Origin of the sequence: Microbacterium sp. Se5.02b (assembly GCF_019464375.1) — a bacterium.
Classification (GTDB): Bacteria; Actinomycetota; Actinomycetes; order Actinomycetales; family Microbacteriaceae; genus Microbacterium.
Window position 1 is genome coordinate 701,636 of record NZ_CP080491.1, and the last position, 23,137, is coordinate 724,772.

General features: G+C 65.0%; 25 protein-coding genes and 2 pseudogenes. 10 read left to right on the plus strand and 17 right to left on the minus strand.

Annotated features, from left to right (window positions below; translation table 11 throughout):
• Window positions 1-56: 56 nt before the first annotated feature.
• From K1X59_RS03460 to K1X59_RS03475, 4 genes are read left to right on the plus strand one after another with little or no spacing between them, the layout of a single operon-like run.
• Complete coding sequence (locus K1X59_RS03460; protein ID WP_081859720.1) at window positions 57-416, plus strand: helix-turn-helix transcriptional regulator; 360 nt, start codon at window positions 57-59, stop codon at window positions 414-416.
• Window positions 413-2,329, plus strand: a complete 1,917-nt coding sequence (locus K1X59_RS03465) for a cation-translocating P-type ATPase (RefSeq protein WP_062635479.1) — start codon at window positions 413-415, stop codon at window positions 2,327-2,329. The genes K1X59_RS03460 and K1X59_RS03465 overlap by 4 nt, the downstream gene beginning before the upstream one ends.
• Complete coding sequence (locus tag K1X59_RS03470; RefSeq protein ID WP_029266243.1) at window positions 2,329-2,937, plus strand: cadmium resistance transporter; 609 nt, start codon at window positions 2,329-2,331, stop codon at window positions 2,935-2,937. The genes K1X59_RS03465 and K1X59_RS03470 overlap by 1 nt, the downstream gene beginning before the upstream one ends.
• On the plus strand, window positions 2,934-3,401 hold the full coding sequence (locus K1X59_RS03475; protein WP_231868230.1) for a signal peptidase II: 468 nt from the start codon (window positions 2,934-2,936) through the stop codon (window positions 3,399-3,401). The genes K1X59_RS03470 and K1X59_RS03475 overlap by 4 nt, the downstream gene beginning before the upstream one ends.
• 501 nt (window positions 3,402-3,902) lie before the next feature.
• Here K1X59_RS03475 and K1X59_RS03480 read toward each other — a convergent pair.
• From K1X59_RS03480 to K1X59_RS03535, 12 genes are all read right to left on the minus strand, one after another.
• The gene (locus K1X59_RS03480; RefSeq protein WP_051667920.1) at window positions 3,903-4,565 is read right to left on the minus strand and encodes a copper resistance CopC family protein; all 663 of its coding nucleotides are present in this window, start codon (window positions 4,563-4,565) and stop codon (window positions 3,903-3,905) included.
• Complete coding sequence (locus K1X59_RS03485; RefSeq protein WP_220173943.1) at window positions 4,562-5,974, minus strand: cytochrome c oxidase assembly protein; 1,413 nt, start codon at window positions 5,972-5,974, stop codon at window positions 4,562-4,564. The genes K1X59_RS03480 and K1X59_RS03485 overlap by 4 nt, the downstream gene beginning before the upstream one ends.
• Window positions 5,975-6,462: 488 nt before the next feature.
• Window positions 6,463-6,966: a DUF3515 family protein gene (locus tag K1X59_RS03490; protein ID WP_036331304.1), complete on the minus strand. Its 504-nt coding sequence runs from the start codon at window positions 6,964-6,966 to the stop codon at window positions 6,463-6,465.
• A complete protein-coding gene (gene lnt, locus K1X59_RS03495) occupies window positions 6,963-8,486 on the minus strand; it encodes an apolipoprotein N-acyltransferase (RefSeq protein ID WP_051667918.1) in 1,524 nt (507 codons plus the stop codon). The genes K1X59_RS03490 and lnt overlap by 4 nt, the downstream gene beginning before the upstream one ends.
• A 70-nt stretch (window positions 8,487-8,556) precedes the next feature.
• Window positions 8,557-9,507 (minus strand): cytochrome c oxidase assembly protein, encoded by a 951-nt coding sequence (locus K1X59_RS03500; protein WP_029266234.1) that lies wholly within the window; start codon window positions 9,505-9,507, stop codon window positions 8,557-8,559.
• Window positions 9,508-9,532: 25 nt separating this feature from the next.
• On the minus strand, window positions 9,533-9,868 hold the full coding sequence (locus K1X59_RS03505) for a DUF6804 family protein (RefSeq protein WP_029266233.1): 336 nt from the start codon (window positions 9,866-9,868) through the stop codon (window positions 9,533-9,535).
• Window positions 9,865-10,374, minus strand: coding sequence for a signal peptidase II (locus K1X59_RS03510; protein WP_231868231.1), 510 nt, complete (start codon window positions 10,372-10,374; stop codon window positions 9,865-9,867). Before K1X59_RS03510 ends, K1X59_RS03505 begins: the two co-directional genes overlap by 4 nt.
• A 19-nt stretch (window positions 10,375-10,393) precedes the next feature.
• A complete protein-coding gene (locus K1X59_RS03515) occupies window positions 10,394-11,086 on the minus strand; it encodes a copper resistance CopC family protein (RefSeq protein ID WP_029266231.1) in 693 nt (230 codons plus the stop codon).
• On the minus strand, window positions 11,079-11,993 hold the full coding sequence (locus tag K1X59_RS03520; protein ID WP_029266230.1) for a cation diffusion facilitator family transporter: 915 nt from the start codon (window positions 11,991-11,993) through the stop codon (window positions 11,079-11,081). Before K1X59_RS03520 ends, K1X59_RS03515 begins: the two co-directional genes overlap by 8 nt.
• A 10-nt stretch (window positions 11,994-12,003) precedes the next feature.
• Window positions 12,004-12,993: an NAD(P)/FAD-dependent oxidoreductase gene (locus tag K1X59_RS03525; RefSeq protein ID WP_029266228.1), complete on the minus strand. Its 990-nt coding sequence runs from the start codon at window positions 12,991-12,993 to the stop codon at window positions 12,004-12,006.
• Window positions 12,993-13,658 carry a thioredoxin domain-containing protein gene (locus tag K1X59_RS03530; protein ID WP_029266226.1) on the minus strand — a complete coding sequence of 222 codons (666 nt, stop codon included), beginning with the start codon at window positions 13,656-13,658 and terminating at the stop codon, window positions 12,993-12,995. The genes K1X59_RS03525 and K1X59_RS03530 overlap by 1 nt, the downstream gene beginning before the upstream one ends.
• A 79-nt stretch (window positions 13,659-13,737) precedes the next feature.
• Window positions 13,738-14,208, minus strand: coding sequence for a hypothetical protein (locus K1X59_RS03535; protein ID WP_136025418.1), 471 nt, complete (start codon window positions 14,206-14,208; stop codon window positions 13,738-13,740).
• A 94-nt stretch (window positions 14,209-14,302) separates the two neighbouring features.
• Between K1X59_RS03535 and K1X59_RS03540 the strand changes: the two are divergent.
• The 6 genes and pseudogenes from K1X59_RS03540 (at window position 14,303) to K1X59_RS03565 (ending at window position 19,021) form a co-directional block, all read left to right on the plus strand.
• Window positions 14,303-14,711, plus strand: a pseudogene (locus K1X59_RS03540) (heat-shock protein HtpX).
• A gap of 251 nt (window positions 14,712-14,962) precedes the next feature.
• The gene (locus K1X59_RS03545; RefSeq protein ID WP_136025417.1) at window positions 14,963-15,400 is read left to right on the plus strand and encodes a hypothetical protein; all 438 of its coding nucleotides are present in this window, start codon (window positions 14,963-14,965) and stop codon (window positions 15,398-15,400) included.
• On the plus strand, window positions 15,400-15,786 hold the full coding sequence (locus tag K1X59_RS03550; protein WP_029266222.1) for a hypothetical protein: 387 nt from the start codon (window positions 15,400-15,402) through the stop codon (window positions 15,784-15,786). The genes K1X59_RS03545 and K1X59_RS03550 overlap by 1 nt, the downstream gene beginning before the upstream one ends.
• A gap of 120 nt (window positions 15,787-15,906) precedes the next feature.
• Window positions 15,907-16,242: a helix-turn-helix transcriptional regulator gene (locus K1X59_RS03555; RefSeq protein ID WP_029266220.1), complete on the plus strand. Its 336-nt coding sequence runs from the start codon at window positions 15,907-15,909 to the stop codon at window positions 16,240-16,242.
• A gap of 199 nt (window positions 16,243-16,441) precedes the next feature.
• Window positions 16,442-18,320, plus strand: a pseudogene (locus K1X59_RS03560) (heavy metal translocating P-type ATPase).
• 44 nt (window positions 18,321-18,364) lie between these two features.
• Complete coding sequence (locus K1X59_RS03565; RefSeq protein WP_029266216.1) at window positions 18,365-19,021, plus strand: thioredoxin domain-containing protein; 657 nt, start codon at window positions 18,365-18,367, stop codon at window positions 19,019-19,021.
• 46 nt (window positions 19,022-19,067) lie between these two features.
• Here the strand turns inward: K1X59_RS03565 and K1X59_RS03570 are convergent, their stop codons facing one another.
• From K1X59_RS03570 to trxB, 5 genes are read right to left on the minus strand one after another with little or no spacing between them, the layout of a single operon-like run.
• Entirely contained in the window at window positions 19,068-19,472 is a 405-nt protein-coding gene (locus K1X59_RS03570) for an arsenate reductase ArsC (protein ID WP_183151867.1), read from the minus strand.
• 21 nt (window positions 19,473-19,493) lie between these two features.
• Window positions 19,494-20,492: a metalloregulator ArsR/SmtB family transcription factor gene (locus K1X59_RS03575; protein ID WP_029266212.1), complete on the minus strand. Its 999-nt coding sequence runs from the start codon at window positions 20,490-20,492 to the stop codon at window positions 19,494-19,496.
• A complete protein-coding gene (arsB, locus tag K1X59_RS03580) occupies window positions 20,489-21,586 on the minus strand; it encodes an ACR3 family arsenite efflux transporter (RefSeq protein WP_029266210.1) in 1,098 nt (365 codons plus the stop codon). The genes K1X59_RS03575 and arsB overlap by 4 nt, the downstream gene beginning before the upstream one ends.
• Window positions 21,583-21,909: a thioredoxin gene (gene trxA / locus K1X59_RS03585; RefSeq protein ID WP_029266209.1), complete on the minus strand. Its 327-nt coding sequence runs from the start codon at window positions 21,907-21,909 to the stop codon at window positions 21,583-21,585. Before trxA ends, arsB begins: the two co-directional genes overlap by 4 nt.
• Window positions 21,906-22,883, minus strand: coding sequence for a thioredoxin-disulfide reductase (gene trxB / locus K1X59_RS03590; protein WP_029266208.1), 978 nt, complete (start codon window positions 22,881-22,883; stop codon window positions 21,906-21,908). Before trxB ends, trxA begins: the two co-directional genes overlap by 4 nt.
• Window positions 22,884-23,137: the final 254 nt, after the last annotated feature.

Genomic DNA, 23,137 nt, shown 5'->3' on the forward strand with positions numbered 1-23,137 from the left:
GGTGGGGAGTGGGCAGCCCATTAGCGATTGGTCATCCACTGCTGTACAGTCAGTGTGTGCTGACTATTACTTCCCGTATCGACGTGATGAACCGGCTTGGCCGGGCGATGGCAGATCCCACGCGCTCACGGATCTTGATGACTCTGCTCGAAGGACCCAGTTATCCTGCAGTGCTTTCGCGGGACCTGGTCCTTACCCGTTCAAACGTTTCGAACCACCTGACATGCCTACGCGATTGTGGCATCGTGGTCGCCGAGCCTGAAGGTCGCCAGACCCGCTACGAGATCGCCGACCCGCATCTTGCAGCGGCCCTCGTCGCGCTCGTCGATGTGACGCTGGCTGTCGACGCGCATGCGCCGTGCGTGGATTCAGCGTGCATGGTGGCTGGTTGCTGCGCGACGGGAGTGGACGCGTGAGCGCGGCGTGCGGCTGCGAGCACGAGCCCTCTAGTACTGCTGACGAAGAATCCGACGCGGTCGAGCAGCCCTGGTGGCGAGACCGCGGGATCATGGTGCCTGTTTTCTCCGGCATAGCGTTCCTGGTCGGACTGATTCTCGAGTGGTCGGGTCAGGAGATCCCGGCGCTGGTACTGTTCTGGATCGGCCTACTGCTGGGTGCGTCGACGTTCACGCCCGGTGCGATTCGGAAGCTCTTCAAGGGCAAACTCGGCATCGGGCTGCTGATGACAATCAGCGCCATCGGAGCAGTCGTCCTCGGCTACGTGGAGGAGGCCGCGGCCCTGGCGTTCTTGTACTCCATCGCTGAGGCACTCGAGGACAAGGCGATGGACCGCGCCCGCGGCGGGCTGCGTGCACTGCTCAAGCTCGTACCGGAGACAGCGACCGTCTTGCAGGGCGGCACTGCCGTGCACGTCCAGGCGAGAGAGTTGATGGTCGGTCAGGTCATGGTTGTCCGACCGGGCGAGAGGATCGCGACCGACGGGATCGTCCGCTCCGGTCGCTCCAGCCTGGACACATCGGCTATCACTGGCGAATCGATCCCGGTCGAGGTCGAGCCCGGCGATGTGGTCTCGGCCGGCGCGATCAACAGTGTCGGTGCACTGGAGGTCGAGACAACTGCGGCCGGCAGCGACAACTCGCTCACCACGATCGTTGAGCTGGTGGAGAAGGCGCAGACGGAGAAGGGTGAGCGTGCTCGTCTAGCCGACAAGATCGCCCGACCGCTGGTGCCAGGCGTTCTGATCCTCGCGGCGCTCGTCGCGATCATCGGTTCGGTGCTGGGCGATCCTGAGGTGTGGATCACCCGCGCGCTTGTGGTACTCGTTGCGGCGTCTCCGTGTGCGCTCGCGATCTCGGTACCGCTGACGGTCGTCGCCGCGATCGGTGCGGCGAGCAAGTTCGGTGTAATCATCAAGTCCGGTGCTGTTTTCGAGCGCTTCGGTACGGTCCGCCACGTTGCCGTCGACAAGACCGGCACACTCACCCGCAACGAACCGGCAGTCACCGCCGTCCTCACCGCGAACGGCGTGACGGAGGCTCAGGCCCTGGCGTGGGCGGCAGCGTTAGAGCAGCACAGCACGCATCCTCTGGCTGCCGCGATCACCGCAGCGGCCCCGGGTACTCTGGCGGCTGCCGATGTGACCGAGCAGCCCGGGCACGGCATCGACGGCACCGTTGACGGATCGAGAATCACCGTCGGCAGCCCCCGCTGGCTGGACGCCGACGACCTGACGGACCGGGTGGCGGGGCTCGAGGAGCAGGGCATGACCGTCGTGATCGTGCACCGTGACGGGTCCCCGGTCGCCGCGATCGGCGTTCGCGACGAGCTGCGTCCCGAAGTCCCCGACGTGGTCCGGACGCTGACAAGACAGGGCATCGGCGTGACGATGCTCACCGGCGACAACACCCGCACCGCTCGTGCACTGGCTGCGCAGGCCGGCATCACTGACGTGCGAGCCGAGATGCGCCCCGAAGACAAGGCGGCCGCGATCGGTGAGCTGTCGAAGGCAGGGGCGGTCGCGATGATCGGCGACGGCATCAACGACGCTCCGGCCCTCGCTGGCGCGGACATCGGTATCGCGATGGGCGCGACCGGCTCCGACGCGGCGATCGAATCCGCGGACGTCGCGTTCACCGGCCATGATCTCCGCCTCATCCCACGGGCGTTCGATCACGCCCGCCGAGGGCGACGGATCATCAACCAGAACATCATCCTGTCGCTGCTGATCATCACGGCACTGCTCCCGCTCGCACTCTTCGGAGTGCTGGGGCTCGCGGCCGTCGTCCTGGTCCACGAGGTCGCGGAGGTCATCGTGATCCTCAACGGGCTGCGAGCCGCCCGCGCACACACTCCGCGGCTGGAAAGCTGATGCTCGCAACCATCGGATCAGCGATCGGCTTGTTCGCAGCGACCAACATCGACGACATCGTCGTGCTCACCGTGCTGTTCCTCGCCTCAAGCCGGGGGAAGCCCCGGCCCTGGCAGATCGTCGCTGGCCAGTACCTCGGGTTCATCGCCCTCGTCGTGATCAGCGTGATCGCCGCGCTCGGCCTCACGATCGTCCCGGACGAATGGGTCGGTTTCCTCGGCCTGATCCCGCTCGGCATCGGTATCTGGACGCTTGTCGCCGGCCTGCGCCGCAACGGCGATGACGATGACGACGACGCCAAGATCACCGCGGTTGGAATGTGGGGTGTTGCGGGGATCACGATTGCCAATGGGGCGGACAATATCTCTTTGTACACGCCGATCTTCCGCACCACCGCACCCGGCGACGTCGCCGTCATGATCGTCGTGTTCCTCGTTCTCGTCGCCGTCTGGTGCGCCGCTGGACGGCTGATCGGCACCAACAAGGCTGTCACTGAGGGGCTGGAACGCGTCGAGCACTGGCTCGTCCCGGCCGTGTTCATCGGTCTGGGTCTGTTCATCCTGATCGAATCCGGCGTCATCGTTCGTCTGATTGAGGTCCTCGCATGACGTCGCCCGAGGCAGAAGCTCGCCCGTCCGCTCCGCGGAAATTGTCGCCGGCACAGCGCTGGCAACTCACTGGCGGAGCGCTGCTGATCGCCGCGGTTGTTGTTCTGATCGATCAGGGAACGAAAATGTGGGCGGAAGCAAGCCTCACCGAACGCGAGCGCATCCCCCTGATCGGGCGGCCTGGCTGGTTGCAACTTGCTTACAACCCCGGAGCGGCATTCTCCTTCGGGGAGGGCTACACCTGGGTCTTCGCGCTACTCGCCGTCGCCGCCACCATCGCAGCGATCGTATTCGCACTCCGAGTTCAGCGCCCAGGTTGGGCGATCATCGTCGGCGCGCTCGGCGGAGCTGCAGCATCACACGCAGGCGATCGTCTCTTTCGGGGCCTGGATTCGCCCGCGGACATGTCGTGGACTTCCTCGCCTATGGGAACTGGTTCATCGGGAACATCGCCGACATCGTGATCTTCGCAGCGGCGATCGCGGCGCACTCCTAGTCTCGGCGACCTTCTGCGGCAGCGACTGGACCAGCCCTCCGACGCGCGTGACCTCCGCGGCTTTGGCCGCTTCGTTGCTTTTGACTCGTTGGAAATCGTCCCAACCGAGATAGGACGCCGCGTACGGGGCGGACACGCCGGAGGTGATGCCGAAGCTGGCGAGAGCAACGGCGCTGAGGGCGCGATGTCCGAGCGCCCCGCGCCGGCTGATGCGCAGCTTCCAGAAGGAGTCGCGTTCAGCGGGGGTGGGCGCGCACCCGCAGTCCTCGGATGATGCAGCTGCTTCGTTCGCGATGTGGGCGTTCACGCTTTCCCTTCTTTCAGTCGCATGGATAACGTGTTCGCGCGTCCATCGTCTCCTGGGGGGCTGCCGCTTCCGTGGCACCTCGCCACATGTGACTGATTCGCGCTGGGTATGGTCGGCGCGTAACTGCGTCGTCGCTGCGACCCGATGGCCGGGGTCCGTACATCAGTCATGGCGCTGATCCTTCTTTCGGCGCAACTGTCGTGCGACGAGAGCTGTGGCGATGACGCCAACTCCGACCACGCCTACGGCGATGATGAGGGGAATCGCGATGGCTGTGGTTTCGTCCTGGGGTGGGGATGTCGGTGCCGACGACGGCTCTGAGTTTTCCGTTTCACCGCTCGTTGTGGGGGTAGGCGACGGAGTCGACTTACCGGGTTGAGCGCGGGACTCTTCATTTCCGCATGCTGGTTTGTCCCACCCGAATTCGGGGTCCACGCCTGTCGGTGCGTAGGTGAACGTGTAGCTCTCGGAGATGGGGTGCCCATCGCTGGAGACCGCGTTCCAGAGGACGGTGTAGACACCAGGTTTTCCGAGTCTCACCGGAGTGGTGAGGACGTTGCGGTCGATAGTCGAGCACGCGCTCTCGTAGTACAGACCATCGGGGCCTTGGACCTGCGCGAAGCTGGCCTGGCTGAAGTCGATGAGCTCTCCGCTGAAGGTGAGGGCGACGGCGTCGAGCTGTGTCACCGTCTCTTCCGGCGCGGGTACCGCGTCGAGGAGGTTATCGTGCGCCATGGCCGCGGGTGCGGGGGCGACGATGATGCTCAAGGCAATCAGGGTCATGATGCTGCCGGCGAGCCAGGTCGGGCGTCGGGTCGAGGTCACCGCGATGCGTCCTTTCGGGAGGTGTGCGTGGGGAGGGTAACTGAGTTTGTGCGCTGGGGGCGCAGCACCGAGGCTGCGATCAGGGCCGCGAGCAAAGCCGCGATTCCGACGATGATGATTCCTCCGACGCGCTGGTCCTGGAGCGGGGTGGATCCCCAGCTCCGTCCCATGGCGCCGAACCACTCGGCGACGATGAGGTCTGTTCGGGTGATGGTGGCGATGCCGATGAACACCGTCGTCAGAGTCAGAGTGATGAGTGCGGTGAAGGTCCACCGCCGAGATCGCCCGGGAGCGGGCACGGCGCCATTGCGCCGGAAGAGCGAACTGACGAAGAGGCACCCGATAACGAGGAGGTGCGTGATCATCCATTCGCTTCCGAGTTGGTCGTAAAGCGACCATCGGAAGAGGTCCGAGTATGTGATCAGCCACATCGTGGCGGTGAACAGTATGGCGGTGATGATGGGGTTGAGCGCCAGCCGAATTGTTCGGCTGGCGGCAACCCACAGAAGCCATTCGAGAGCTCCGCGGCTGTCGTCGTCCCGAGGATGTATGACGGTGAGTGCGAGCACGAGGGGCGCAGCGGAAACGAGAAGTACCGGTATGACGAGGCCGAGAAGTGCGAAAGAGAGGAAACGCATACTGATCAGAGGTTCGTCGTACACAGCGAGCGGGCCACTGGTGGTCCACACGAGCGCGCCCATCCCGATCACCCAGCCGATGGTGCGCCGCATCGGCCAAGGCTGCCCGAGACGTCTCATGCGCTCCACCCCGGCAAGGTAGAAGAACACCGCGAAACCTCCCACAATCACCCACAGCAGATCAATGCTCCACGCCGTGAACCATCGCTCCGTCGTGAATTCTGGCGGGACTGGGGCGTCGGTGAGGATCTCCGCGGCCGTGGTCTGAGGAATCGTGATCGTGTCCGCGGGTGCGGCTGTTCGGGCAAGGGCCGCGGCGGCGCCGCTTGCGATACCCATGAATGCCAGCTCGACGCACACGAACATCCAGAAGGTGTTGCGGCCCTCGCCCGCTTTTGCGATGAGTCGACCGCGGTAGGCGGCTCCGAGGATGCCCATCACCACCAGCGCGAGGATCTTTGCGAGCAGGATCAGCCCATACGGCGTGACGAGGTCGTCCCATCGTCCGAGGGCAGTGAGCGCCCGGGCATACCCCGATACGGCGACGACGACGAAGGCGATGAGTGCCAACGTCGAGTACCGTCGGAGTATGTCCTCGAGGGTGGACGATGGAAGGCCCGGACGGATCACGATGAGCAATGTGAGCCCGCCGAGCCACACCGCCGCCGAAACGATATGCAGGGTGAGAGACATGACTGCCGCGTCGTGGTTGGCCAGTTCCCCGGAGTGCCCCTGAGTGGACATCGGAATCAGGCTGATGATCGCGAGCATCGTTGTGACGAGCACGGCACCGTAGCCGCGCACCGCGAATGCGAGCACGGTCACGACCGACGCGAAGATGGCGGTGATGAGCCAAGATCTTCCAAGCTCGGTGTCGAGGAGGAAACGGCCCAGTTGTGCGCCGAACTCTGCCTCCAGGCTCACCTTCGGGTTGAACGAGGACAGGAAGGTGAGGAAGGTGACCGTCCCGCTCGCGACGGTAAGAATTGCGGCACCCGCCGAGGCAAGATTGAGCGCGGTGAGGAAGGGCTTCGTGCCGGATGCGAGAGCGAACAGAGCGAACACGAGTGGTCCTACCATTGCAGCGCCAGAGAGGTTGACGAGTAGTTTCGCGACCGGGAGGCCCCAGCGAACCACCGCGCCGGGGTCGCTGGTCAGCCTCGGTGCAGCTCCTCCGCCGATCACCAGCCCGATGACGACGGCGACGATTGCAGAGACGACGAAAATCGTCAGCCCGGCGACGCGGAGAATAGGAGGCGTCACGGTGTCGCTCCCTCCGTCGAAGAGGTTTCTTCGTCAGGGTCTTTCGTGATCGGTTCTGTGCACGCATCGTTCTTCGGAAGCTGCTGAATCGCTCCGGCAAGTGCTTGGAGAACGGCGTCGGCCGACAACGTCGTCGTGTCCACATACACTTGCGCTGCGGGCTCCCGCCCGTAGGTCGTCAACCGTAGATTTGGTGTCTCCGCTTCGTCCACGATCCAATCGACGCCCCCCAAACTCACACATTGCAGCGTGGTGGGAGCCGGTGAGTCCAGCCCGCAGGTGAGCAGCACGCTGGTGGGACTTCCCCATGCGCCAGTGGCTTGCGCGTCCGTCCACACCCGCGCCTGATCACCGATAGAGTCGGGTAGCCGGGCCGTGACCTCCGCGCACAACGGATCGTTCGCTTTCGGAGCCGCCTCGAGATGCACGGTGGGAGCGCACCCGCTGAGCAGAAGCAGCGCGCCGAACGCCGCACCAAGCGAGAGCGATTTTGTCTTCACAGCGTGTTCCCTTCGTGAAAACGGAAATCCTCGCCCGCTCGCTGCTGACGAGTAGCGGTGGTGACGAGCAGCATCAATACGGTTCCCATGCTCAACGCCCACCCGATCCACGGCATAAGAACCACCGCTGGCGTGGTCCCGGTATAGAGGGGCACTTCGGTGACGTTTGCGCCTTGCGTGTTCACCGCGAGCTCTGCAAGTGGGGTCCCATCAGGGCGGATGACCTGGCTCGTGCCGGTCGTCGACACGTTCACGATGCTTCTTCCGGTTTCGATGGCGCGCATACGCGCAATAGCGAGCTGCTGGAGGTTCTCATCTGTGCCTCTGAAGTCGGCGTTGTTCGTCTGGAACACGTACAGTTGTGCGCCCTTCGCCGCGCTGTCCTCAATGACGTTGTCGTAGATGACGTCGAAACAGATCGCCAGACCGACGGGAACACCGCCGACGTTCACGAGGGGCGTGTTTGAGCCAGGCGTGTACTCGCGCTGAATGAGTCCGATGAGGTCAGGAGCGATGGCCTCGTAGAACCAACGGTCCGGGACGTATTCGCCGAAAGGCACGGGGTTGGCTTTGTCGTGGATCTGCTGCGGTCCGGCGCTCGTCCACAGGATCGACGTATTGAAAGTATCGTCGCCGCGCACGGTCGCCGCATTCACCAACACCGGAGCGCCGGCGTCTGCTACGAGTCGGTCAAGCCGGTCGGTGACGTCTGCATCCTGGAAAGGATCCGCGTCGACTGCGCCTTCTGGCCAGACGAGAAGATCCATCCCCCGACCGAGGAGAGGAGCTGTCGCCCCTTCCTGAGCCCGCATGATGTCGCCGGGTGCTTTGGTGTCGAAGTAGCCGCTTGGTCCGTTTCCTTGCACCCATCCGACACGTATGGCACCTGCCTGCGTAGTGGGGAACAGGGGGGCGAGCGCGGTGGCAGTGAGAGCGAGAACTGCGACTGCTCCCGGTCGCCGTCGTCGATGAGCGAGTGCGTCCAAGCTGCTCGCGCAGATGAGGACCGTCAGGAAGGAGAGCCCGGTAGTTCCCACCCAGGAGGCGGCTTCCGCGAACGGGCTTTGAGTAAGGGTGAATCCGATCCGCGCCCAGGGGAACCCCGTGTAAGGGAAAGTTCCCATCACGGTTTCGCGCAGCACCCACACGCCTGCGATGAGCGCAGGCGTGATCATGGAATATCCGCACCGCGAGCGGCTGGTCATCACCCTATATGCGAGCGCAATCAGCATCCCACCGGCACCAAAGAGCAGCGATTCCAGTCCGGCCAACGCCACCCAGGGGATGGGGCCGAGAAATCGTGAGACCCAGACGAGGTGGGTGAAATAGAACGCGGCCCCGTAGACGAGGGCAACCAAGAACGCCGCGGGTAGCGAACGCCCGCGCAGTGTCCACAGGCCGATCGTCACACTCGCAAAGGCCACGGGCCACCAGCCGAGCTCCGGGTACGCAAGATCCAGCGCGGCGCCGGCGATAGCGGACGCGACTATCGCAACGGGCAACGGTACTGCCGTCGACATGGTGCGTGGATCGAACCCGATGTGACGACTACACCTCCTGCGGGAGGCGATTGGGCGCCTCACGACTGCATCAACGTTGAGGGTCATCAGAGTTCAGTTTGCTGAGGTAGGAGTTATACGCGTCGAGCTCTGAGTTCCCATGCAGATCGACGTACCGGTCTGCAGCAGCAGCAGCGGCCGTGTCGCTGCGGAACCAGCGGTGCATCACGTACACCAGCATCAGCACCGTGGGCGCTTCGCCATACGACCAAGCCAGCGCGCCGGCAAGCTGTTGATCTTCGAGGGGGTCGACGCCCAGGGCCTCCGTGGGTGCGACGAACGAACCGACCAGGATCGTGCTGGCCATCATGAGAAACACTCCGAAAAACGCGTGGAGTGCGGCTTCGGCGAACACATCGAGTGCCCGCGCTCCGTGACCCAACCTCACCGGGAGTGGATCCGAAGACAGGATCGGAATGGTGAACAGCACGCCGGCGAGGAGGAACGCCAACTCGAGCATGACGTGGCCGGCAGGCAGGGCGAGGATGACGTCCGCCGAGCCCGCGAGGTAGAGGCCGTAGAAGGCGAACAGGTAGAGGGGAACCGTGCACCACGGGCTGAGCAACCACCTGGCGGCGCGACTCCGAAGACCGGTATGCGCTGCCGTGAGGATCATCCGGCCGGCTCCACGGTGCGGTGTCGCTCGGAGGAGAAGAGTGCCCGGCGAGCCCAGAACCAGCAACGGCGGCACCGTCATCATCAGGGTCAGCTGCTGGAACATGAACACAGAGACAAGGACTTCTCCGTACGCCTCTACCCCAAGGCCAGTGACTGCCGCCAGGAGAACACATCCGAGAAGAAAGCTGACGGTCCGCCAGACGGACCAGCGCCGACCATGCATCCATAGGCGGACCGCTCCGACGAGATAGAGGGCCGCAAGGACTCCGGCGATGACGGGCAACACAGGAATGGTCAGATCCGCCGGCGCGAGCAAGGACTGCAGCGTTGGCGGAGTGTCGGGGATCGCGCCGCTCACAAGCATGGTGTTGACGCGAGGTTCCCGCAGATCATTTCCGGATCACCTTGATCGTCGCCCCCGCCGCCAGGAAGACCACAGCGGCGACGGGCTGAGCTATCTCCCACACGACACCGGAGAAGGGGAAGGGCATCACCGGATTCCAGAGCACAGCCACCGCGACGAAGATCGGTACCCACCACCAATGACGGGCCTGCACGGCGAACCATGCGATGATCAGCCCGAAAATCGACGCAACAAACAGGACGAGTGGCGCCCAGCCCGCCTGGACGAGCAAAGGCGCGAGAAACAGGATGGCGGCAGCGACGAGGCTGGGGGCGAGAGCATTGCGCTGATAGGTGGAGGGAACACGTTGTTTGGGGCTCATGGGCGGGCCATCTCTTCGGCTGGTGCGGGATCTGTGGATTCGGGGCGAGAAGGCGAGGAGTGTCGGCGACTGGCGCGCAGACCCGCGATCACAAGGAACACGGCGCCGATACCCAGGGCGACATCGGCCAGATTTCCGATGAAGAGGTTTCCGTAGGCGAGGAAGTCGGTGACGTGTCCGATTCCGAACGACGGGGGAGAGAAGAGGCGATCGATGAGGTTGCCGATCGCGCCTCCCACGATGAAACCGAAGCCGACTGCTGACCATGCGTTTTGGGTTCGCGTAGCGGCTCCCACGAGCAGAGTGGTCGCGATGACGCCGACGACAGTGATGACCCAGGTCGCATCTTCGCCCAACGAGAAGATCGCCCCCGGGTTGAACGCCAATTGAAGACCGAGCCAATCGCCGACCAGGGGTATGCGCTGATCCTGGCTCAATGAGCTCAGAGCGAGGGCCTTGGTTCCCTGATCGACCAAAGTGACGATCGCGGCGATGATCAACACCACGGCGAACCTTCGTGCCCGGTCACGCATCGTGACCCCCCTCCCCAGCCGCCGTATCTCTAGAAGCCTGGGCACGGTCTTGCTGGTGGCGCCGGCGTCCGGCCAGAATCACTCCGACGACGCCGAACCCGAGAATCACTGCCAGGCCGCCGACGAAGAACACGGGCAGCATCTCGGACTCTGCTCCGCCTGATGGTGTGCCACCGTATGTCTGCCTGGCAGGAGCGGGCTCTGGCTCCTCCGTAGTGTTGTCGGATTCTTCCGGGCTGGGACTGGGATTGGGGCTCGGCGTTGCGGGTGGCGCGGTTTTCGTACTCGGTCCGGGCTGTCCGACGGTGTACGAGAACTGCCCGCTGATCGGATGCCCGTCCCCAGAGACTGTCTTCCAGCGCACTGTGAACAGACCATCGGCGGCTTCCGGGGAGAGATGCTGAGTGATCGATTGACCGCTCACCGTCGGCGAATCGACAGCAACGTCTTCTCCGCCTTCATCAAGGACCTCGATGATCGTCGTGCCGGCCTCGTTGTTGAGGGTTCCCGTGAACATCAGTGAGATCTCATCAGGCGAGCCGCTGATGGTCGAGTCGGCAACGGGGTACGACGAGTCGAAGTTGTCGTCAGCGACAGCGACCGTCGGGGTGGCGACGACGACTGCTCCTGACAACAGCACGGCGGATAAGACAATGGCGGTGCGTCTGGGGAGGTTCTTATGCATGGGTGTCGTGCTCTCCGGGATGCGATTCGGGTTCGATCTGGAAAGTGGAGTGCTCGATGCTGACGGCGAAGTGCTCGCTGACGCACTCCTGAAGAGTTGTCAGCAACGCCGCGGAGGTCTCCATGGTGACGGTGTCGTCGACCACGACGTGGGCACTGAGGGTGGGGAGGTCCGTTGAGACCTGAGTCGCGTGCAGATCATGCACCGCGACCACGTGCGGAAGGGCAAGGATGTGGCGGCGGACATCGTCCAGATCGAGACCCGGGGGTGTCGATTCCAACAGCACACGTCCGGATGCTCGCAACAGGATGAGCGTGCGAGGGATGATGAGCAGGGCGATCAAGATACCGGCGACGGCATCGGCCTGATACCAGCCGAAAGCGGCGATGAGGATCGCGCTGGCGATCACGCCTACGGAGCCGAGGGCGTCGTTGACGACCTCGAGGAATGCGGCGCGCATGTTGAGATTGCGTCCGCGGCCGCTGAACAGGACGAGCATGGATGCGATGTTGGCGACCAGGCCGACGATACCGAAGAACAGCAGGCTTCCTGACGCGATCTCTGGGGGTTCGAAGAGCCGCCGTATACCTTCGACGAGCGCGAAGATGCCGACCCCGAGGAGCAGCGCTGCTTGGGCGAGTGCTCCGAGAACCTCGGTCCTTTGCAGGCCAAAGGTGTACTTGGGGGTGGGAGGGCGATTCATGAGATGCGCCGCGGTGACGGCCATAGCCAACCCGGTGACATCGGTGAGCATGTGCGCCGCATCGACGAGTAGTGCGAGGCTGCCGGTGATGATCGCCCCGATCACCTCGATGACGAAGACCGAGGAGGTGATCGCGAAAGCGATGATCAGACGATTGCGGGGAGTGGCGTCACCCACTCCGTGCGAGTGCCCTGCTTCTGTCATGGTGATCCTTTCAGGGGCGGTCGATGATGTTGGGGGCGACGATGGCAGCATCACTCCATGCCCCCGGAATCGTGTCTGCGCCGGTTCGGGAGTACTTCGGGATGCCGACCGTGAACAGTCCGGGAATATGCGTGTTGGCTTGTGTCCGAGCACCGGTGGGTTCCGGGGCGGGTAGCCACTTGTCGCCGGGTTCGTAGCCGGTAGCGAGGATCATGGAGTGCGGCTGCATCGTCGACTCATCGGCAAATGTCACGACGGCTCCGTCGGCCTCCACGACGGGGGGCGCGTGGCTCACGCCGGCCAGAGCGGTGGGCGCGGGGCCGGAACGAATCGAGTGGTTGCGGCGCAGCCTCGGCCAGATGGACCATCGCGCTGACGGCCGCGGTCGTTCTGTTCGGGTGGATAGAGTGACATCTCGCGAGTGAGCGAGTTCTTCGGCGATCTGTACGCCGCTGAACCCTCCGCCGACCACCAACACGGTCCCCGAAGGGATCTGGCCCGGGTGTAGGTACTGACTGGAATGTAGAACCGTTCCGGGTGCCGACAGATTCTGGCGCCAGGTAGGGACTCGGGGCACTGCCGCAGATCCTGTGGCACAGACAACGTTTCGCGTTTGCACGTCCCCGATGGACGTCGAAAGGTGCAACGTGGATCCGTCTCCGCGGCGTTCCACCTCGAGAGCGCGAACGCCCCAGAGAGGTTTCACGCCGAGCGTCTTCTCTACAGAAGCCAGGTAGTCGCTCATCTCGCGACCGCCTGGATGACGGCGATTGTCCCCGGGAAAGGGGAACCCGGGGAGAGTGCTGTTGCGAGCATCGCTGAGAAGCCTCATCGAGTGCCAACGGGTTGCCCAGCTTCGTTGACCGGTCGGCGCGGAATCGATGATGACGAAGTCTTTCTGTGCCTCCAGCCCATAGGACGACAGCGCGGACGCCATCGCCAATCCAGATTGGCCGGCCCCGACGATAATCGCTCGGCGATGCGATAACGAACGCACCATCACTGCGTCCCGTTCACCGCAGCTTCGATGCCGTCCTCGAGGTCCGTCCACTTCTCCAATACGACCTGCTCCCCGTCGATGAAGAACGTCGGAGTGCTGCTGACGCCGAGTCGCTCGCCCTCATCAACGTCGAACTCCACTCGTTGTGCGGTCGCCGGATCCGCGACCGCTTCATCGAAAGCAGCCATATCCAACCCGAGCTCCACAGCGAAACCCCGGAACAGGTTCGCACGCGACTCCTGAGCCTCACCCCACTGGGCCTGTGTTTGGAACAAGCGGTGGTACATGTCTTCCAGCCGTCCCTGCTGGGCCGCCGCTTCTGCCGCGATCGCAGCGTTCTTCGAGTTGAAGTGGCCAGGCAACGGGAAATACCGGATGACGTAGGTGATCTCCCCATCAAACTTCTCACGAAGGTCCTCGACCAGCGGGTAGAAGGCGCCACACGCCTCGCACTCAAAATCGAGGAACTCGACCACGGTGACCGCTGCGTCGCCGCCATCGTCGAGCACATGTGAATTCTCTCGCACCACCTGAGGGCCGTCGTTGCCTTCTGTCTCGGGCGCGGAGGCCCGATTCTCACTGAGAAGGACGTACACCAGCGCGACGACAAGGAGGACAACGACGAGACCCACCGTGACGAGGATCGCCTTTTGAGACGCTTTCATTTCTCTCCAACCACAACACAGCACAACGAACGTGAACCCCACCGAATGTGAAGCGCCATCGTGAGATGGCTGATCGATGTCAGGTGCGCGACAGAGAGAGTTGCGTGAGGGAAAGAGTTCGTGCAAACGGGCGGTCGGGTGCGGCCCTCATCTCGGGCATGCGCGGAAGTCGCTCGCGATTTCCGTTCGGCACGCGATTTACGAAGGCTCGAGCGACGATGAGGATCAGGAAGGAGCAGACGAGGCCAAACACGCACCCTGTAAGGCCGATCAGTGCGTTCGCGGAGGCGCCGTCTATCAGGAGCCGTTCCGATGAGGCGCCACCAGAACCATGCGTCGACGAGCCAACCGCACCATAGCTCGTAAGCTCGGTTTCCATCGATGCAGTCGAGGTAGCAGTGAGATATGGAGAGGCGTCCGCGTCGCGATGACCACCGGACCATGCTCCGACAATCAAGAGCAGGGCCAACCCAAGGCCTGTAATGATCTTCGTTATCAGGAGCTTGTCAACAGACGCCGCCTGGTTACGAGACCGGCCAGACGTGATCATTTCACGAGGATGTTACCAGCCTCGACAATCAAACCGTACGGGTACGCACCCTCGTGGACGAGGCCTCCTGGACTAGTACCTACTAGGGCCCTCCATGACTGACACCACCACCAAGCGCTCCGTCCTCTTCGTCGGTGTCCACAACGCCGGACGCTCGCAGATGGCGGCCGGATGTCTCCGCGACATCGCAGGCGACCGCGTCGAGGTCCGCTCGGCGGGATCCATGCCCGCCGAGCGGTCCAACCCGACTGCTGACGAGGCGATGGGCGTGCTCGGAATCGACAGCACAGCCGAGCAGCCCAAAAGTGCTGACAACCGAAGCCGTGCAGGCGTCTGACGTCGTCATCAGTATGGGATGCGGCGAGGCCTGTCCGTTCTTTCTTGGCAAGCGCTACGAGGACTGGAAGCTGGACGACCCAGCGCGCCAGGGTATCGACGCCGTCCGTTCGAACTGCGACGACATCCGCGCACGCATCGAACAACTCGAGAGTGAACTCACCTGATCTCGTGGGCGGGATGGCAATCCGGTGGTGCATCGTCAGGAATGTGTCACCGCAAAGCGCGTAGAGAATCCGACGCCGTCCCCGTCCGAGTGACATCTAGCGTCATCTCACCGCGCTTCCGACATTATCGCGGCCGATGCACTCGTTCTCAGTGGGGTGTCCGACTGAACGGACATCCGGACGGGTGCAGCGGGGGGCTCCAGCGCACAAGACGCAGAACCTCTGATGTTTATCTGATGTACTCTGGTCTCATGAGCACCGCGACTTTCACCGATCTCCTCCGTAAGCCGAAGGATGTCCTTGCCCACATCGACGAGGGCCAGGTGCGTATCACTCGTCGGGATGGCGATGACCTGGTGATCCTTCGTGGCCACGACCTCGACACGCTCGAGCTTGGCGTGAAGCTCTCCAGTGAACTGCTCCGCGCTATCGGGCGGAACAGGGGCGATGTCGGCGCTGCGCTGCGGGAGCTCTTCGCGTGGACGAGTGAGTTCGATGAGGGCGAGCTGGCCACTTACGCGAGCGAAATTGAGCGGCTGGTTTACTCCGCCAGCGAGTTGGGCACGTTTGAACGCCTGCTGCGTGCTCAGCACGAGTGGCGGGAGACTGCTGCGGCTTACGCCATGGGTGCGCGGCCGGCTAAGCCGATCGATCTGACGGAGACGTCTGCGCGGGTCGAGCGCCCGTAATGGCGGGAAGGCGGGGATCGTCGGTTCCGCGACCGACAAGGGTCAGCGAGTACGAGATCGTCTTCGGCGACGTCGCGGCGGAGCGCGGGTGGCGCGACCTTCGCGCGACCGCGAAGAACGCCCTCGCGGATGCCTGGGACTACCTGACCGCTCACCCGACGCGGTTCGACAGCTCGCGCTGCTACCAGCTGAAGGGCAACCTATCTACAGCGGTGGTGGGCGGGAGGACCCTGCCCGTCTGGCAGTACAAGGTCACGGACGGCGCGAGGCTTCGCTACGCGGTCGACGCTCCCCAGCCGAAGGGCAAGAAGCCGGGACGGGTGATACTCATCGAGGCATCCCCGTCGCATCCGAACGACACGGACTCGTCGAAGAACTTCCGGTAGGCGCGATCCTGAGTGAAGCTCGGCACGTTCCAGGAGGTGGTGGACAAGGCGCCACGCCTCGATGCAGTGTCCAGTGGAGTCGCCATCGCTATAGTTCAGTGTCCCGTGTATAGTCATCGTGTGCTGACTATTGCTTCTCGTCTTGATGTGATGAACCGGCTGGGTCGGGCGATGGCCGACCCGACGCGTTCGAGGATCCTGCTGTCGCTGCTGGATGCCCCGGGTTATCCGGCCGAGCTCGCCCGTGATCTTGAACTGAGCCGCACGAACGTGTCGAACCATCTCACCTGTCTTCGGGGCTGTGGACTGGTGATCGCGACGCCGGAGGGTCGTCGCACGCGGTACGAGATCGCAGATCCGCACCTGACGGTGGGCCTGCGGCATCTTCTCGACGCGGTTGTGGCGGTCGATGAAGGCGTGCCGTGCGTTGACGAGAAGTGCGAGTGCTGCGCATGAGCGCGGAGTGCTGCGGCGACGACGAGCCGCGGAAGACAGGCACCATCCACCGCGTCGAGTTGTCGCTACCGCAGGGGGAGACGGCTGCTGCGGCCCAGAGGTCGTGCAGGCGGCGGCGGGCGTATCTGCTCATGATGACGGCGATGCGTGCTGCGGCCCCGCCCTGCCACCAGCCGCCGGCGCCGATCACGAGTTCGAGGTGCGTCCACCGTGGTGGCGGGACATCGCTCTACTGCCGTCGGCGCTGTCCGGTGTGTTCCTACTCGCCGGGTACGCGTTCGAGTGGACGGGCCTGGAGATTGCCGCACTGGTGCTGCAGTGGGCAGCTCTGCTCGCTGGCGCGTACACGTTCGTTCCCGGTGCGATCCGGCGCGTGATCCGTGGCCGGCTCGGTGTCGGTCTGCTGATGACGATCGCTGCTGTCGGCGCCGTCCTGCTCGGGCACGTCGGTGAAGCAGCGACCCTGGCGTTCCTGTTCTCCCTCGCTGAGGCGCTGGAGGACCGAGCGATGGACCGCGCTAAGGAGGGCCTGCGCGCACTGCTGTCACTGATCCCGGAGACGGTGCGCGTCTCACGGCTCAGTGGCGACATCACGGTCCCTGCTGCCGATGTGCGCGAGCTCGACATCCTCGTCGTCGGAGCGGGCGAGCGTGTGGCGACCGACGGTGTCGTCGTCGAGGACGCTCCAGCCTGGACACATCGGCGATCACCGGGGAGTCCATCCCGGTCGAGGTCGGGCCCGGCGACGTGGTCGCGGCAGGTTCGGTGAACGGGTCGGCGACGTTGCGGATCGAGGCGACCGCGGATGGCCGCGACAACTCCCTCACGCAGATCGTCTCGCTGGTGGAGCAGGCCCACGCCCGCAAGGGCGATCGGGCACGACTAGCGGATCGGATCGCGCGCCCGCTGGTTCCCGTCGTCCTGATCGCCGCGGCGCTCGTCGCGCTGTTCGGCTTCGTCGTCGGTGACCCCTGGACCTGGATCGAGCGGGCACTGGTGGTCCTGGTCGCGGCGTCCCCGTGCGCGCTGGCGATCGCGGTGCCGGTCACCGTGATCAGCGCCATCGGCTCCGCGTCGAAGTTCGGCGTGGTGATCAAGTCCGGGAGGCGTTCGAGCAGCTCGGCACGATCCGCGCCGTCGCGCTGGACAAGACCGGGACGCTCACCCGCAACGAACCCGCGGTGGTCGACGTCCGACCCGCCGACGGGACCAATCGCGACGACCTGCTCGCCTGGGCTGCCGCCATCGAGGCGACCAGCACGCACCCCTTGGCCGCCGCGATCACCGCGGCATCCCCGAAGGCGCTGTCCGCCATCGATGTCGTGGAAGAAGCCGGCCACGGCATCGCCGGCCGCGTCGACGGCACACTCATCCGCGTCGGGAACGCGCGCTGGCTTGACCCGGCCGTGCTCAGCACCGCCGCCGAAGGGATGGCTGCGGAGGGCATGACCGTGGTCGTCGTCGAAGCCGACGGCGCTGTCGCCGGGCTCATCGGCATCCGTGACGAACTGCGCCCGGAGTCGGCCGAGACCGTGCGGATGCTCCACAGTCAGGGCATCGAGACCGTCATGCTCACCGGCGACAACGAACGCACCGCCCGCGCCATCGCCGCCCAGGCAGGCATCGACGATGTGCGGGCCGAGCAGCTGCCCGCCGACAAGGCCCACGCGATCGAATCCCTGACCACCGTCCGCCCGACGGCCATGGTCGGGGACGGCATCAACGACGCCCCAGCACTAGCGACCGCCACGGTCGGCATCGCCATGGGACTGAAAGGTTCGGCGGCCGCCATTGAGTCCGCCGATGTCGCGTTCACCGGCCACGACCTCCGCCTCATCCCCGGCGCGCTCGCGCACGCGCGCCGCGGGCGACGCATCATGACCGCGAACATCGCCCTGGCCCTCGCCATCATCATCGTGCTCTTCCCGCTGGCGCTGTTCGGCGTTCTCGGTCTGGCCGGTGTCGTCCTGGTACACGAGATCGCCGAGGTCGTCGTCATCCTCAACGGCGTCCGTGCAGCCCGACGCCCCGCTGCTCTCCGAGAGCTAGCGCCGGCACCCGAGCCCGCACGCGCCTGACCAACCCTGCGGTGATATCGCCGTCCGAGCTGGAGCCATCCTTCGTGAAGACCCCCGTCAAAGTCAGCCTCATCACCGGTGCCGTCGTTATCGTCCTCGTGATCGCAGCTCTGGTCGTGGTCATGCTGACCCGGCCCGCTGCTCCCGACCCTTCCGGCTCGGCGGGCGCACTGCCCGGCGCCCGGACTGACTCGCACGTCCTGGACGACGCCGGCCCGGATGCGCCGACGCTGGTGGAGTTTCTCGACTTCGAGTGCGAAGCCTGCGGAGCGTTCTACCCGGTGGTCGAACAGATCCGCGCCGACTATGAGGGCGAGATCAACTACGTCGTGCGGTACTTCCCATTGCCCGGACACTTCAACTCCATGAACGCCGCCCTCGCCGCCGAAGCGGCAGCTCAACAGGGCAAGTTCGAGGAGATGTACGCTCGCCTGTTCGAGACCCAGGCTCAGAGGGGCGAGCAGCAGACCTCTCACACCCAGTTGTTCCGGACGTTCGCCGAAGACCTAGGCCTCGACATGGACTCGTACGACGAAGCAATCGCCGACCCCGCCACCAAGGAAAGAGTCGAAGCAGACCGCAACGACGGCCAGTATCTCAACGTCAGTGGCACGCCGACCTTCTTCCTCGACGGCGAGAAGCTCGAGCTCACCCAGCTCAGGGACCTCACGGATGCCCTCGACGAGGCCGTCGCTCGCTGACACTATCGAGCGTGCGCGAGGCCCGCCTCAGCGGACAGACTTTGAATCAGAGGATTTCGTCGACCAACCTCTCGATGCGTGCCCGGATCTCGTCTCGGATCGGGCGAACAGCCTCGATGCCCTGACCGGCAGGATCGTCGAGCTTCCAATCCTCGTAGCGCTTGCCAGGGAAGAACGGGCAGGCGTCGCCGCATCCCATGGTGATCACGACGTCGGAGGCCTGCACGGCTTCGGTGGTGAGGATCTTGGGCTGCTCGGCGGTGATGTCGATGCCCAGTTCCTTCATCGCTTCCACGGCGATGGGGTTGATCTGGTCGGCCGGCATGGAGTCGGCGGAGCGGACCTCGATGCGGTCGCCGGCGATGTCGCGGAGGAACCCGGCAGCCATCTGGGAGCGGCCGGCGTTGTGCACGCAGACGAAGAGGACGGAGGGCTTGGTGGTGTCGGTCATGAGGGCTCCTGTGGGTGGTGGTCAGTGCGTGAGCTCATCGACGAGGGCGCGGACGCGGTCCTCGATGTCGTCGCGGATGGCTTCGACGCCCTCGCGGGATGCGAGGGCAGGGTCGCCGACGGCCCAGTCGTCGTAGCGGACGCCGGGGATGATCGGGCAGACGTCGCCGCAGCCCATCGTGATCACCACGTCGGCGGCACGGACGGCATCGTCGGTGAGGGGCTTGGGGAAGCGTTCGGCGGCCAGGTCGCCTTCGATCTCGGCGAGGATCGAGCGGACGTGCGGATGGATGACGTCCGCGGGAGCAGATCCTGCCGAGCGGGCGACAACCCTGCCGGCGGCGAGCTTGTTGACAAGCGCGGCAGCGAGCTGCGAACGCCCCGCATTGGCCACGCAGACGAACAACACCTGGGGTACAGCGGAGTCGCGGTCGCGCGTGAGGTCGGCGAGTCGCTGACGTGCGAAGCGTTCGGTGAGCGGGACAAGCGCTCCCGTGACTATTGCCGTGCGGGCGAGTGACGTGTACGACTCACGAACGATGCCCAGCACGGTCTCCGGGGCGAGCTCGGGGACCTCGGCGGCGAGCTCATCGGCGAGGTGGGTGATCCGCGCATCGAACTCGGGGTGGCCGGCGCGGCCTTCGGCGTCGCCGTCTTCGCCGGGCGCCGTCATGGTCGCAGGCGCGAAGGAGTCCAGCAGAGCGGTGACGGCGCCCCGGCGGCTGGGGTTGATGCGGTACCAGACCCAGGTGCCGCGCCGTTCGGAGGTGAGCACGTCGACGCCCTTGAGGACCTTCAGATGGTGCGACACGGTGGGCTGTGAGACGTGTGCGAGCTCGGCGAGATCGCACACGCAGGACTCGCCTCGCGGATCGGAAGCGATCGCGGAGAGCATGCGCAGGCGCAGCGGATCCGACAGAGCCTTTAAGGTCGCGGCGACGGTGGACGCCGCCTCGTGGCCGATGGCGTGGGTAGCGACCGGGCTGCAGCTGTCGACGGCGTCGGTGAGCGTGACGTTCATGAGGTGATCCTTTCGCCGGTGTAGGGATCGGTGTGGAACCAAGCGCGCGCCGCCCAGAGGGAGACGTAGACGAGTCCAACGAGGACGGGCACCTCGATGAGAGGGCCGACGACGCCCGCCAGAGCCTGCCCGGAGGCGGCGCCGAAGGTGCCGATGGCGACGGCGATGGCGAGTTCGAAGTTGTTCCCGGCCGCGGTGAAGGCCAGCGTGGTGGAGCGGGCGTAGTTCAGGCCCAGGCTCTTGCCGAGCAGGAGCCCTGCGAACCACATCAGCCCGAAGTAGACCAGCAGTGGCAGCGCGATCCGCGCGACGTCCAGCGGGTTGGCCAGGACCGCATCGCCCTGCAGCGCGAACAGCAGCACGATGGTGAACAGCAGCCCGTACAGCGCCCAGGGGCCGATCACGGGGAGGAACTTCTCCTCGTACCAGGCGCGGCCGCGACGCTTCTCGCCGATCCAGCGGGAAGCGAAGCCGGCGACGAGTGGCACGCCGAGGAAGACCAGCACGTTCAGGGCGATCTGCCAGACCGAGATCTCCAACCCCTGAGTGTCCAGACCCAGCCAGCCGGGCAGGACGGTGAGGTAGAACCAGCCCAGCAGTGAGAAGGCGACCACCTGGAAGACAGAGTTGATCGCGACGAGTACGGCGGTCGCTTCCCGATCGCCGCAGGCGAGGTCGTTCCAGATGACGACCATCGCGATGCAGCGGGCGAGACCGACGATGATCAGCCCCGTGCGGTACTCGGGCAGATCTGGCAGGAAGATCCAGGCGAGGGCGAACATGACCGCAGGGCCGACGAGCCAGTTCAGCACCAGCGAAGACACGAGGAGCTTCTTGTCGCCGGTGACGGCCGCGATCTTGTCGTAGCGGACCTTCGCGAGCACCGGGTACATCATCACCAGCAGCCCGAGCCCGATGGGCACCGAGATGCCGCCGACCTCGAGGTGGCCGAGCAGGTCCGACAGAGCGGGGACGAATCGGCCGAGGAGAAGTCCTGCGACCATGGCGAGCCCGATCCACAGTGGCAGCCACTTGTCGAGGGTGGACAGACGCCGGACGGCGGCGGGAGCGGAAGCTGCGGTTGCGGTGGTCATGCGAGCAGCGCCTCGATCTTCTCGGCGATGACGGGCTTCGGGTGCGCGCCGATGAGGATGTCCGTGCCGGTGCCGTCGCGGAAGAAGCCGAGGGTGGGGATCGACGTGACGCCAGCGGCGGTCACGGTCTCGGGATTCCGATCCGCATCGACCTTGACGATCTTCACTCGTCCGTCGTACTCGGCGGCGAGCTGCTCAAGAAGCGGAGCGACCTGGCGGCACGGACCGCACCAGGTGGCCCAGATGTCGACGACGACAGGGATGTCGGAGTCGAGAACTTCGTCCTCGAACGTGGCGTCGGTGACGGCGGTGAGCGTGCTCATGCGAAGACCTCCTCGGCCTCGATCGGAGCGGCCGGGTCGTTCTCGAGGTTCGAGAGGTAGTGCTGGGCGTCCTGAGCGGCGGCGCAGCCGGTGCCGGCGGCGGTGATCGCCTGCCGGTAGGTGTGATCGACCAGATCGCCGGCCGCGAACACCCCGGGGATGTTCGTGCGGGTGGAAGGATGATCCACTCGGACGAACCCGCCTGCGTCGGTGACGACCTGTCCTGTGACCAACTCCGAGCGGGGGTCGTGGCCGATCGCGACGAAGACACCGGTCGCCGCCAGCTCGCGCTCGGTGCCGGTGACGGTGTCACGGAGGGTGACGGATTCGAGCTTCTCGTCGCCGTTCAGCCGGGCGATCTCGCTGTTCCATGCCACCTCGATCTTCGGGTGGTCAAGCACGCGCTGCGCCATGATCTTCGAAGCGCGGACCTCGCCGCGACGGTGCACGACGGTCACCTTGCATGCGAAACGGGTGAGAAACAGGGCCTCCTCCATCGCGGAGTCCCCGCCGCCGACGACGACGATCTCCTGCTCGCGGAAGAAGAACCCATCGCAGGTGGCGCACCAGGACACGCCTCGGCCGGTGAGTCGCTCCTCATCCGGCAACCCGAGCTTGCGATAGGCGGAGCCCATGGTGAGGATCACCGCACGCGCACGGAACGTCTCACCCGCGCCAGTCACGATGGCCTTGATCGGTCCGTCGAGGTCGACGCTGACTGCGTCGTCGAGGAGGATGCGGGCGCCGAACCGCTCGGCCTGCTGACGCATCGACTCCATCAACTCCGGTCCGTTGACGGCGTCGACGAACCCAGGGAAGTTCTCCACCTCGGTCGTCGTCATCAGCGCACCACCGGTGGTCACCGAACCGGCGATAACGACCGGGGCGAGGTTTGCCCGGGCCGCGTAGATCGCGGCGGTGAAGCCTGCGGGGCCCGATCCGATGATGACCAGCTCAATCTGTTGATTCGACATGAATCTATATTGACATTCTTCAAAGTAAGGCGCAATCGGCGGCGAGACAGTTCACGGACACTGCACCTGGATGCCAAGAAGCGACCTCCCAATCGGGAAGTCGCCCTCTCGTGGGTCGGTCAGACTGCGCCGACGGGCCTTGCGCCGATCTGCGCAGTACGGATGGCGTGCCGCAGCAGCTGGCACCCTCGGCGTCGAAGCCGCCGGCACCGCCGCAGACCCCGGTGTCGGGAAGGACGAGCTCGTTGCGCTCC